We start from the raw sequence: 11,807 nt of genomic DNA, 5'->3' as shown, positions 1-11,807 counted from the left end.
GGCGCGGCCCGCGTTCCGGGCGCCGGCGGCCCCGGTGACGACTCGGTTGACGGCTCGGGTGACGGGCGATGACCGACATCCGGCCGGTGCGGCTGGCCCCGCTCGACGTGCTGTCGCTGGGCACGATCGGGCTGCGGATCCGGCGGACGCGGGCGGTGCTCTCGGCGCTGGGCATCGCCGTCGGTATCGCCACCATGGTCGCGGTGACCGCGATCCCGGCGTCGAGCTCACGGGCCCTGATGAACGAACTGGCCGCCCTCGGGCCCAACCTGCTGCAGGTCATGCCCGCCCCCGACCGGGAGGCGGAACGGCCCAGCCTGCCCGCCGCCGCGGTCGCCATGGTGTCCCGGATCGGCCCGGTGACCAGCGTGTCGGCGGTGGCCAACCTGAACACGGTGGCCCGCCGCTCGGACCTGACCGACGAACGCGACGGCTCCGGCCTCACCGTGCTGGCCAGCCGGCCCGACCTGCTGAGCGCGCTCGACGGGCGCGTGCTGTCCGGCCGGTTCCTGGACGGCGGGAAGTTTCCCACGGTGGTGCTCGGCTCGGTCGCGGCGGCGCGGCTGGGCATTCCCGGCGTACCCGCGGACGGTCCGCCCCGGCAGATCAACGTGGCCGACGCCTGGTTCAGCGTGGTCGGGGTGCTCGCGCCCACGCCGCTGTCGCCCGAGATCGACCGTTCGGTGCTGGTCAGCTGGGAGGCGGCCCGGACCGTGCTGGATTTCGACGGCCGGCCGACCGTGCTCTACCTGCGGGCCCGCGAGCCGGCGATCGAGTCGGTGCGCGCGGTGCTGCCGGCCACCGTCAACCCCGAGGAGCCGAGCAAGGTGCTGGTCACGCTGCCGTCCGACGCGCTGGCGGCCAAGCGGGTGACCGAGCGTACGTTCTCCGTCCTCTTCCTCGGCCTGGCCCTGGTCGCGCTGCTGGTCGGCGGGATCGGCGTGGCCAACACGATGGTCATCTCGGTGCTGGAGCGGCGCTCCGAGATCGGCCTGCGGCGGGCCCTGGGCGCGAGCCGGGGCCAGATCCGCATCCAGTTCCTGACCGAGTCGGTCGTGCTCTCCGCCCTGGGCGGCGCGACCGGCCTGCTCCTGGGCGTCGCCGGCACCGCCGTCTACGCCGCCCGTCAGCACTGGCCGGTCGTGATCCCGGCCGGTGCGGTCGGCGCCGCGCTCGGCGGTGCCGTCCTGGTCGGCGTGATCGCCGGCGGCTACCCGTCGATCCGCGCGGCGCGGCTCACCCCGACCGCCGCCCTTGCGTCGGCCTGATCAACTGTCCCCGGGAAGGAAACCCACGATGAAGGTACGCACGACCGGCGCGGTTCCCGCCGTCCTGCTCGGCCTCCTGCTCGCCGGCTGCGGTTCCGCCGACGCCCAGGACGGCGAGGACGTCGCGACCCTGGTCAGCGTCAAGCCACCGGCACCGGCCGCGTCCTCGGCCGCGCCGGTGCCCGCGGAGCGTCCGCTGATCCGCACCGACACCTCGTCCGAGGAGGAGGAGCGGCTGTACGACGTGTGGCAGTCCTGCCTGGAGGACAACGGCGGCGGAACCGGTGCGAAGCGGAAGGCGGCCGCCGATGCCGCCGCCGAGCCGAAGGTGGCCCAGAATGTCGATCCCGGCTTCGAGGAGCGCTACAAGAAGGCCGAGAAGAAGTGCGCGAACAAGGAGCCGGAGGAGCTGTGGGAACGGGCCAAGCGGCTCGACCCGGCCTACGGCGACAAGCTGCGCGACTGGGTGACGTGCATCCGCTCGCACGGCATCGACGCCTGGGAGAGCGACGGCTTCCTGACCTTCGAGAGCCTGCCGCCGGACAACCAGATGAAGAAGGTCGACGATTGCCAGGACAAGGCGTTCGGCAAGGGCTGAGTGGTAGGCGAATCGGGCATCCGCCCCGCCGATGCCCGATTCGCCTACCACTGAGGGTTGCCATGGGCGGGTAGCGTTGTCGCCATGATCCAGGCGCTCTGGCTGTTGCTGAGCCCTGTGCTGCCCGGCACCCCGACCGCCTCGGCGACCGAATTCGTGCTCGGCCTGGCCGTGGTGGCCGCCGCGCTGCTGGTCGTGGTCGCGGCCGCCAGCGTCAGCCTGCCAAGGGTGCGGGCCTTCGGCGTCGCCTCACGGCTGCGGCCGCGGTCCGTCGCCCGGCTCGCCCGAGTCAGCGATCCCGACGCGGCCGGTCGTCCGCGCCCCCGAGCACCGTCGGCGTACCCCGCGGCCCCCTGATACCTATTTGTGCTCAGAGCGCTCTGAGCACAAATACGCATCACGGCTGCCGTTTCCGCGTCCGTCATACCTTCGTGGAACGCAGGGGTACCCCTTCATGTCCTTTTTCATTGGCTTTGCCCACTCGATCATCAACCTGCTGGCCGCCGCGACCACGCCGGCGCTGGCCATCGTCCTGTTCACCGTGGCCGTCCGGCTCCTGATCAGCCCGATCACCTACTGGCAGGTCCGGGGGGAGCGCCGCCGCGCCGCCCTCGCCCCACAGCTGGCCGAACTGCGAACCAAGCACAAGAACGACCCGATCGCGCTGGCCACGGCCCAGCTCGACCTGCAGCGCGAGCACGGGATCAGCCCGTTCGCCCCGCTGCTGCCCGCGCTGGCTCAGGCGCCGTTCTTCATGCTGATGTACCGGGTCAGCAGCGACGGGTTGGTCACCGGATCGCTGTTCGGCTATCCGCTGACCGCCCACGTCGGTGCGGCGGTGCCGATCTTCGCCGCGCTGATGGCCCTGTCGGCGCTCCTGGCGTGGTGGTCGGCGCGGCGGATGCGGCGGCTCAACCCGGAGACGCCGAGCTGGATGACGTGGCTGCCGTACCTCGGCGTACCCGTCATGTTGATCCTGCCGTTGACCGCGGGTCTCTACCTGGTGACCTCGGCCGCGTGGACGGCACTGGAGCACGCCGTGCTGCGCCGGCCGCGGGTCAGCGCTGTCGTCCCGACGCCGGTACCCCGTCGCCGGTGATCTGGCGGGTGTGGGCTGTGGGTCAGTGTTGTCGTTTCGGCGCTGGTACCGCTCGTGCCGACATTGTTGACCAAGCACGTCGACCGGTCCGAAGGCGTCCCGGGCGGCGGCGAAGAGCCGGTCCACGCCGGCGGGGTCACCTACAGCCTGACCGAGCTCGGTGCGTGCCTGGCCGGACCGCTGACCGAGCTGATCGGCTGGTTGACGCCCACGGGAGGAGCTTCGAGGCGATGGACGCGTACGACCGCGGGGCCTGATCGGGCAACCGACGCTGCCCTCACGACGGCCCGGGCCGACCGGGACACCGGCCGGCGCCCCTGCCAGTCTCCAGGCTGGGGGAGAGGGCGGGGGATGACGACCAAGGCGAAACTCACGACCAGCCGGAGCACCACGAAGCCGGTCACGGCCCCGGTGCGACCCGGCCCGGGACCGGACCGGCCGGGGCGACCGGACCAGCTGCACCACGCCGACGACGTGCTCGCGCTGCAGCGGACGGCGGGCAACCAGGCCACCACGGCGGCGATCCAGGCCCAGCAGCCGGTCGTGCAGCGCAGCCCGGAGAGCGACGCGATCCGGGCGGCCCTCGACTCGATCACGGTGACCAGCAGCACCGTGAAGGTGGACAGCCTCCAGCCGTGGGTGATCTTCGAGACGCTGCCCTGGAATCCGCACGGCGGGGGCAAGCAGCGACTGTTCGCCGCGCTCAAGGGCGCCCACAAGCAGCTCGGCGACCGGAAGAAGGCGCTGGCCGCGGCCGAGAAGGTGGAAGCGGCCGTGTCGGCGGCGCCGGCCCCACCGGCTCCGGCCCCACCGGCGAAAACGAAGAAGAAGGGCAAGAAGGTGCCGACGCCGGCCGAGGCCCAGAAGGCCGTCGCCGACGCGCGGACGGCGGTCGAGAAGGCGCAGACGGCGGTCGAGGCGGCGACCACGGCCCTCAAGGACTACGTCAAGAGCATGCTCGACTCCAAGTACAACCCCAAGCTGGCCGAGGTCCGAGCCCAGCTGGCTCGGACCAAGTCCGATCTGGCCGGTGCCGAAAACGCGCTGCGGCTGGCGCGGAAGGCCAAGCGGCCGGTCGACGTGCTGACCACCCAGCGCGAGCAGGCCAAGGCGGCCGTGACCAAGGCACAGGACCAGATCAAGAGCAGGCTGGCCGAGCTCAGGGCCGGGATCGACGCCGCCGACTGGGGGATGACCCAGGTGGATCAGACCCGGTCGGTGTACGAGGTGGACGGGGCCAAGGCCTCGATGCACAACCGGGTCGAGGCGTACGCCACGGTGACCGCGGACGGCCACGAGGGCAAGGCCACCCGCAACGACGGCAAGGACGCGAGCGTGGCCGAGCTGCTGGCCAAGGACCCGACGATCGGCGCGTCCACCCGCAAGATCCTGGCCATCATCTCCAGCTTCGAGGGCGACTTCACCTCGGTCAACACCTGGGACATCGCCGACGTGACGTTCGGCATGGTGCAGTGGACCACCGGCAAGGGCGGCGACGGCGACCTGATCAAGGCGCTGACCATCATGAAGGAGGCCGCCCCGGCGGCGTTCGCACGGCGGCTCACCCGGTACGGCATCGACGTCGCCACGGACGGGCTGGTGGTCACCCGGGCCGACGGGACAGTGCTCAGAGGCGTACCGGCCGCGAAAGCAGTCCAGGGTGACCCCAAGCTCACCGCGGTCCTGTCGACGGCCGGGACCGACCCCGAACTGCGCACCGGTGAACTGCGCGCGGCTAACGAGTTCGAGGTGCTCCGCCCGCTGCGCACGAAGGTGACCCTGACCGTTCCGGGCACCGGCCCGGACGCCAAGCCGACAGTGGTCAAGGTGCCGATCTCGGCCCTGATCACCTCCGAGTTCGGCGTCGGCGTGCTGGCCAACCACACCGTGCACGGCGGCCTGCCGCTGGGCGACCTGCAGCACGCCGCCGCGGCCTACGTCGCCGCGCATCCCGGTCTCGACCCCAAGCAGGTGGCGACTTGGGGGCCGCAGGCCGAGGACGGGATGGTCAAGGCCATCAGCCGGGGCGGCGACGCCAAACGGATCAAGAAGATGCGCGAGGAGCTGGACACCGCCGCCGGCACCTTCCAGTGAGCGATCCCCCAGCTGGGGGAGGCCGGGCGGGCGCGCGTGGGTGACGATCCGGCGCCCGCCGGTCCCTAGACCGGCCGTCACGGCTCCAGGCCGGTGATCGTGCGGAGCTGGCGGCGGGACGTGATGCCGAGCTTGGTGAAGATCTTGCGCAGGTGCCACTCGATGGTGCGCGGGCTCAGGAACAGCCGTTCGCCGACCTCCGGATTCGAGTAGCCGTCGCGGACCAGCAGGGCGATCTGGCGTTCCTGGGCGGTCAGGCCGATCTCGCGTACGGCGCGACCGCGCTCGCGGAGCGTCTCGCCGCAGGCCCGCAACTCGCGGCGGGCGCGCTCGGCGAACGCGGTCATCCCGATCTCGGTGAACAGGTCGTAGGCCAGGTGCAGTTGCTGCCGGGCGGCCGGCCGGCGTCGTTCCCGGCGCAGCCACTCGCCGTGCAGCAGGTGCGCGCGGGCCAGGTCGGGCCGCGGACCGGCACGGGACAGCCGCTCGACCGCCTCGGCGTGGGCCGCCCCGGCGTCCGGGCCGCTGGTCACCAGGGCCCGGCCGCGGGCCCGGAGGCCCGGGTCGGCGCCGGCCCGGGTCAGCCGGTCGAGGGCGTCGCGGGCCAGGTCCAGGTCGCCGCTGAGGGCGGCCGCCTCGATCAGTTCGGGCAGCGCCCACCGCGCGATCACCGGGTCGGTCACCGGGGCGACGGCCTGCTCCGGGCGGCCCAGGCCGTTGTAGAGGACGGCCGCGCACCACCGGGCCACGTCGCTGTCCTGCTTGATCAGCGGCGCCGCCTCCTCCTCGCGCCCCTGGAACGCGGCCAGGCACGGCGCGCCGGCGGGCAGGAATCGTCGCGCGGCGTCCCACTCGCCCACCGCCAGGGTGGCCGCGGTGGCCGTCAGAATGCGCTCGGTCCGGCGTACCCCCTCGTCGCTCATCGCCACCGCACGCTGCAGGAACGCGGCCGCCGCGGCCGGACCACCCACCTGCGCGGCCGCCTGTTCGAGCGCGGCCGCCACCGTCTCGTCGCGGCCGGGCGACGCCGCGGCGAGGTGCCACGCGCGCCGGTCCGGACGCGGGTCGGCCTCGGCCAGCGCCCGATGCGCGGCCCGCCGGTCGTGGGGCTCGGCCACGTGATAGGCCGCCAGCCGGACCCGCGGATGCCGGAAGGTCGCCCGCTCGTCCAGCGTGAGCAGCCCGGCCGCCCCGTCCAGCGCCTCCTCCAGGACGACGCCGAGCCGGTTCGCGGCCCGCAGCACCAGATCAGCGTCACCCACCGGGTCGGCCGCCGCGATCAGCAAGATCATCCGGGGGTACGCGGCCAGCGCGCGAATCCGCCGGACCTCACCGTCGTCCGGGGCGGCGTCGAGCAGACCCAGCCCGCCGGCCAGCCCGACCCCGGTCAGCCTGCCCGGCCACTCGACCAGGGCCCCCGGATTGCCCGCGGCCTCGGCGACGATCCGTCCGGCGATCAGCGGGTCGAGCGGAGCCGCCGCGACCTCGTCCAGCAACCGCCGCGCATCCTCCCGGCCCAGCCCGGACACCACGAGCTCCGGCAGCCCGGCCAGCTCCGGCCCGACCGCGCGGGCCCCGATCAGCAGCAGCACCTGGACGCCGACGTCGCCACCGGCGACGACTTCCGGGTCGTGCAGGTCACCCCGCCCGGGTCGCCCGCGTCGGTCATCTTCGGCACGTCGGTCACCGCCCAGGAGCCGGGTACGGCCCAGGGCCTGCACCTGATCGTCTCCGACATCGACGCGGCCCACGACGAGCTCGAGCGCCTCGGCGCCGATCCCGGCGAGATCTTCCACGACGCCGGCGGCGTCTTCCACCACGGCGGCACCGACGCCCGGGTGCCCGGACCCGACCCGCAGCGCAACAGCTACGGCTCGTTCCTGTCGTTCAGCGACCCGGACGGCAACGGCTGGCTGCTGCAAGAGATCACCACCCGGCTGCCCGGCCGCGTGGACCCGGCCGCCACCACCTTCGCCTCGACCGCCGACCTGGCCGCCGCCCTGCGCCGGGCCGCCGCCGCGCACGGCGAGCACGAGGCCCGGACCGGCGCCGAGGACCCCGACTGGCCCGACTGGTACGCCGACTACCTGGTCCGCGAGCAGGCCGGCCAGGACCTGCCACAATGACCACCGACTACGACGTCATCGTCATCGGCGGCGGGTCGCCCGGCGAGCACTGCGCCGGCGCCCTGGCCACCGGCGGCCTGCGGGTCGCACTGGTCGAACGGGAACTGGTCGGCGGCGAATGCTCCTACTACGCGTGCATCCCGTCGAAGACGCTGCTGCGCCCGGGCGAGGCCGTGCAGGCCGCCCGGGACGCCGAGTCGACCGCCGAGATCGACGTCAAACGGGTCCTGGCCTGGCGCGACTTCATGGTCTCGAACTACTCCGACGAGGGCCAGCAGCGCTGGCTGGCCGGCGCCGGCATCGACCTGCTGCGCGGCCGCGGGCGGCTGGCCGGTCCGGGCACGGTCGAGGTGGCCGGGCAGCGGTACACCGCCCGGCACGTGGTGCTGGCCAACGGCGCCGACCCGATCATCCCGCCGATCCCCGGCCTGGCCGGCCTCGACGGCGTCTGGACCAACCGCGAGGCGACCGGCCTGACCTCGGTCCCGGAACGGCTGATCGTGCTCGGCGCCGGACCCGTCGGCGTCGAGATGTCCCAGGCCGTGCGGCGGCTCGGCGGCGAGGTGGTGCTCACCGCCCACGGCCGGCACGTGCTGCCGCGCGAGCCGGCCCAGCTCGGTGAAGGGCTCGGTGAGGCGCTGCGCCGGGACGGCGTCGAGCTGGTGCTGGGCCCGTCCGCGGTCGCGGCGAGACGCGACCGTGAGGAGTACGTCCTGACCCTCGACGACGGCCGTGAGCTGCGCGGTGACCGGTTGCTCGTGGCCACCGGCCGCCGCCCCCGGGTGCGCGACATCGGGTTGGAGACGGTCGGCGTGACCGCCACCGACCGCGGCATCCCGGTCGACGCCCGGCTCAGCGCGGCCGACAACCTGTGGGTGGTCGGCGACGCCACCGGCCTCTGGATGCTCACTCACGTCGGCAAGTACCAGGGCGAGGTGGTCGCCGACAACATCCTCGGCCGGCCGCGTGAGGCGGACTACACGGCCGTACCCCGGGTCGTCTTCACCGACCCGCAGGCCGCCTCGGTCGGCGCGAGCGACGCACCGCACCGCGCCACAGTGCCCCTGGCCGAGGTGGCCAAGACCGAGACCTACACCCGGCGGTACGCCGAATCGCCCGGCTTCCTCACCCTGCTCAGCGACGGCGAGGTCCTGACCGGGGCGTACGCCCTGGGCCCGGAGGCCGGAGAGTGGCTGCAGCAGGCCACCCTGGCGATCCGCGCCCGCGTCCCGCTGGCCGTGCTGCGCGACACCATCCAGCCGTTCCCGACCTTCTCCGAGATCTACGTCGCCGCCCTGCGGAAACTCGTCAGCCCTTGACCACAGTGGCCGGTGGGCGGACCGTGTAACAGTGCCCGGACGCCTGCGCAAACCGGTACCGCTGTCCACACACGACGAAATCCCGGCCGCGGGCCGGCCCCGGCCCGCGGCCCGCGGCCTGCTCGAACTGCAGCAGACCGCGGGCAACCAGGCGGTCACCTCGCTGGTCGCGCAGCGGGCCCCGGCCCCACCACACACCGCGCCGCCGCCCTGGTGGCCGAACGGCCCCACCGTCGCGCGCAAAGGACAGACGGCGACGCTGGCCCAGTACGTCAGCTGGGTCAAGCAGGTGGAGGCGGCCTACCCGGGCCGGGAAGAAGTGGTCCACCGGCTGCGACGGCTCTACTACAGCGATTTCGTGGCCAAGGCGCCGGCCAAGGGCATGAACCCGTCCCCGTCGGCCGGCCCGCGGTTCGACACGTTGATCGAGGGCAACGACACACCGGCCCCGATGACCAGCCCGCCGGTAAGCCTGGCCGCGCTCAACGGGCTGTTCGAAACCGACACGGTGACCACGCCGGCCGGCGAGAGCATCGACCCGACCCACTTCCTGCCCGCCCTCGACCTGGCCCTGCAAGGCCCGTCGACCACCGGCTCCACGCTCGAGACGGTCAGCGGCGCCCCGCTCACCGGTGTCTTCACCTGGACCGGCGACCTGGGCTCGTGGTTCGTCGACTGGGCCGACCAGAAGAAGAACAACCCGAAGGCGAACGACTTCCAGTTGCTGACCTCGCGGGCCGGCGCCAAGGTGTCGATCGACGACCTGCTGGCCGACCTGGACGCCCAGGCCACGGTCAAGGCCGACGTGACCACCAAGGTCACCGTGCACGACTCCGGAGCGCCCGAGATCCCGCCGGCGATCCAGGTCGACCGCTCGCTCAACCGGCCACTGTCGGACATTCTCCAGAGCCTTTACGGTACGCCCGCGGCACCGAACGCCGCGGGCACGCCGAACCGCTTCGTCCGCTTCGTCAAGGCCGCCGTGCCGGCCATCCCGCACGTCGTACCCGACCCGAAGAAGCCGCACGAGGTCCGGTTGGCCGCCGACGCCGAGGCCAAGATCTACGACGCCGTCTACGCCGCCGCGGAAGCCCTGCTCGAAGGCAACCGCACGATCACCCGGATCGGCACGCCGGCCGCCCTCGACCAGAACCCGCACGTGGTCAAGGAGATCGCCCGGCGGTTCCGGGTCTACCTGGAGGCCGGCCTGGCCGGCGGGAGCGCCACCTGGCCGTGAGCGGTGCACGGCTCACCGCATCGTCACCGGCCGGCGTCACTGGTTCGGGCCGGTCAGTGTCCTGTCCCGGCCGGCCTTACTGGTTCGGGCCGGTCAGTGTCCTGTCCCGGCCGGCCTTACTGGTTCGGGCCGGTCAGTGTCCTGTCCCGGCCGGCCTTACTGGTTCGGGCCGGTCAGCGCCTGGGTCCCGATCACGGCCAGGAGGCGGAGCTGCTCGACGGCGGCACCGCCCACCGGTGCGGTGAAGAACTGCAGGCGCTGGCGGCCGTCCTCGCTGAACAGGTTCTGACAGTTGATGTCGACCACGCCGAGCTCCGGATGGTTGATCCGCTTGCGTTCGCCCCGGCGTACCGCCACATCACCGCTGTCCCAGAGCGCGGTGAACTCCGGGCTGACCTTCCGCAGCCGGCCGACCAGAGCGCCGGCCCGCGCGTCACGGTCGCGGTGTGCGACGGCCGCACGCAGATCGGCCACCAGCACTCGGGAATGGTGCGGATGGTCGTCGACCGGATAGACGTCCCGGCTCCCCGGATCGGTGAACCACTGCTCGACGAAGCTTTCCGGACCGGCCGGCCCGAGCAGGGCGTCGGCCAGCCGATTCTGAACCAGCGTCTCGTGCAGATCGGTGATGATCCGGGCGGGCGTGGTCTCCAGCCGGTCGAGCAGCGCCAGCATCGCCGGCGCCACGTGCGCGGCCGTCCCACCGGCGCCGGGCGGCGGGGTCCGGCCGGCCAGCCGGAAGAGGTGGTCGCGCTCGTCGTGGTCCAGCCGCAGGGCCCGGGCCAGCGCCGCCAGCATCTGCGCGGACGGCTGGGCGCCGCGCCCGCGTTCCAGCTCGATGTAGTAGTCGACCGACGCCCCGGCCAGGTGCGCGACCTCGTCGCGGCGCAGCCCCGGCACCCGGCGGCGGGGACCGGTGGGCAGGCCCACCTCGGGCGGGCTGATCCGGGCTCGCCGGGACCGCAGGAAGACACCGAGCTCGTCGAGGTTCACCCGGCCAGTCTGCCTCGGCCGCGCGGATGGCACCCAGGGGTCGGTAACCCCTGGGTCGGCGGCTCCTGGTTCGCCGCGCCGGCGCCGGTCAGGGTGGGTGGCATGCCATTCGCGAATTTGAAGGTGCCGGCCGGTCTGCTGACCGCCGAGCAGAAGGAAAACCTGGTCACCAAGGTGACGGATCTCTACGCCGAGACGTTCGGGGACGCGGCCCGGGACAACACGATGGTTCTGGTCGACGAGGTCGCCGACGGCGGCTGGGGCATTCGCGGGGAGGTGCTCACGCTGGCCCAGCTGAAGCCGGACCCGGCCTGACCGCCGGGTCAGAGGCCGCGGAAGGCGGTCGTGATCATCAGCAGGTAGCCGAGCGCGCCGAGCGGGACAGACCAGGCCAGCGCCAGGATCCGGTCCCGCCCGGTGCGCCCGGCCAGCACGGTGATGAGCACGGCCAGACCGATCAGGACCAGGGTGTACGCGAGCCCGTCGGGCCGCAGGACGATCTCCGCCAGCAGCACGGCGGCGGGCAGTCCCAGAGCGGGCCGCCGCAGCCGGCCAGGGGAGCGGGCCAGCACCCCGCCCGCGCCGAAGACGACGCCGGCGACCACCCCGAGCCCCATCCACAGCACCGACGACGGCGCCCCGATGTTCGACCAGTCGTCGTTCTGGATCAGTGTCGCCGCCACGTAGTAGGTGGGCACGGCCACCACCAGCATGATCACGGCACCCGCGATCGCCGGCCCCATCGCCCACCGCCGGTAGTAGGTGAGCAGGAACGCCGCGACGGCCCAGACCGCGATCGAGTTGCCCAGGCCGCCGAACGGGGCCGGCACGAACTTGATCCACACGAAGTCCAGAAATCCCAGCAGCAACCCGGCGAGCGGCGCGAAGACGGCGACCATGATCGGGATCGTAGGCGCCGCGATCCACAAAGGCCCAGGGCTACCCGTGGCTCTGGCGGTGGTAGGCCGGGCGGTGCCTGGGCGCCGTGTTCGGCACGGTGGTCAGGTGGGGGTGTGCAGGCGGGAGGCGATCTCGGTTACGTGGCGGCCCTGGAAGTGGGCCATGCCGAGTTC

General features: G+C 73.0%; 12 protein-coding genes. 9 read left to right on the top strand and 3 right to left on the bottom strand.

What is annotated here, in order from left to right:
* Positions 1-68: 68 nt before the first annotated feature.
* The 5 genes from ACGFIO_RS13615 (at position 69) to ACGFIO_RS13595 (ending at position 5,059) form a co-directional block, all read left to right on the top strand.
* Positions 69-1,268, top strand: coding sequence for an ABC transporter permease (locus ACGFIO_RS13615; protein WP_392826119.1), 1,200 nt, complete (start codon positions 69-71; stop codon positions 1,266-1,268).
* A gap of 28 nt (positions 1,269-1,296) precedes the next feature.
* Complete coding sequence (locus ACGFIO_RS13610) at positions 1,297-1,866, top strand: hypothetical protein (RefSeq protein ID WP_392826117.1); 570 nt, start codon at positions 1,297-1,299, stop codon at positions 1,864-1,866.
* An 84-nt stretch (positions 1,867-1,950) separates the two neighbouring features.
* Positions 1,951-2,223 (top strand): DUF6412 domain-containing protein, encoded by a 273-nt coding sequence (locus ACGFIO_RS13605; RefSeq protein ID WP_392826115.1) that lies wholly within the window; start codon positions 1,951-1,953, stop codon positions 2,221-2,223.
* Positions 2,224-2,320: 97 nt separating this feature from the next.
* Positions 2,321-2,965, top strand: a complete 645-nt coding sequence (locus ACGFIO_RS13600; RefSeq protein WP_392826113.1) for a YidC/Oxa1 family membrane protein insertase — start codon at positions 2,321-2,323, stop codon at positions 2,963-2,965.
* A gap of 351 nt (positions 2,966-3,316) precedes the next feature.
* A complete protein-coding gene (locus ACGFIO_RS13595) occupies positions 3,317-5,059 on the top strand; it encodes a hypothetical protein (RefSeq protein WP_392826111.1) in 1,743 nt (580 codons plus the stop codon).
* Between the two features lie 77 nt (positions 5,060-5,136).
* On the opposite strand, the gene ACGFIO_RS13590 is transcribed toward ACGFIO_RS13595, so the two are convergent.
* Positions 5,137-6,651 carry a LuxR C-terminal-related transcriptional regulator gene (locus tag ACGFIO_RS13590; protein WP_392826108.1) on the bottom strand — a complete coding sequence of 505 codons (1,515 nt, stop codon included), beginning with the start codon at positions 6,649-6,651 and terminating at the stop codon, positions 5,137-5,139.
* A gap of 39 nt (positions 6,652-6,690) precedes the next feature.
* On the opposite strand from ACGFIO_RS13590, the gene ACGFIO_RS13585 reads away from it, so the two are divergent.
* From ACGFIO_RS13585 to ACGFIO_RS13575, 3 genes are read left to right on the top strand one after another with little or no spacing between them, the layout of a single operon-like run.
* Positions 6,691-7,185: a glyoxalase gene (locus ACGFIO_RS13585; RefSeq protein ID WP_392826106.1), complete on the top strand. Its 495-nt coding sequence runs from the start codon at positions 6,691-6,693 to the stop codon at positions 7,183-7,185.
* A complete protein-coding gene (locus ACGFIO_RS13580) occupies positions 7,182-8,504 on the top strand; it encodes a dihydrolipoyl dehydrogenase family protein (RefSeq protein WP_392826105.1) in 1,323 nt (440 codons plus the stop codon). Before ACGFIO_RS13585 ends, ACGFIO_RS13580 begins: the two co-directional genes overlap by 4 nt.
* A gap of 31 nt (positions 8,505-8,535) precedes the next feature.
* The gene (locus ACGFIO_RS13575) at positions 8,536-9,741 is read left to right on the top strand and encodes a hypothetical protein (protein ID WP_392826102.1); all 1,206 of its coding nucleotides are present in this window, start codon (positions 8,536-8,538) and stop codon (positions 9,739-9,741) included.
* Between the two features lie 156 nt (positions 9,742-9,897).
* Here the strand turns inward: ACGFIO_RS13575 and ACGFIO_RS13570 are convergent, their stop codons facing one another.
* Positions 9,898-10,734, bottom strand: a complete 837-nt coding sequence (locus ACGFIO_RS13570) for a helix-turn-helix domain-containing protein (protein ID WP_392826101.1) — start codon at positions 10,732-10,734, stop codon at positions 9,898-9,900.
* 102 nt (positions 10,735-10,836) lie between these two features.
* Between ACGFIO_RS13570 and ACGFIO_RS13565 the strand changes: the two genes are divergently transcribed.
* Positions 10,837-11,049 carry a 4-oxalocrotonate tautomerase family protein gene (locus tag ACGFIO_RS13565; protein ID WP_392826099.1) on the top strand — a complete coding sequence of 71 codons (213 nt, stop codon included), beginning with the start codon at positions 10,837-10,839 and terminating at the stop codon, positions 11,047-11,049.
* A gap of 8 nt (positions 11,050-11,057) precedes the next feature.
* Here the strand turns inward: ACGFIO_RS13565 and ACGFIO_RS13560 are convergent, their stop codons facing one another.
* On the bottom strand, positions 11,058-11,633 hold the full coding sequence (locus tag ACGFIO_RS13560) for a DUF6518 family protein (protein ID WP_392826097.1): 576 nt from the start codon (positions 11,631-11,633) through the stop codon (positions 11,058-11,060).
* Positions 11,634-11,807: the final 174 nt, after the last annotated feature.

Source organism: Actinoplanes sp. NPDC049265 (assembly GCF_043197135.1).
Lineage (GTDB): Bacteria > Actinomycetota > Actinomycetes > Mycobacteriales > Micromonosporaceae > Actinoplanes.
Note: the sequence above shows the minus strand (reverse complement) of the source record. Positions and strands in the feature narration are given on the sequence as shown.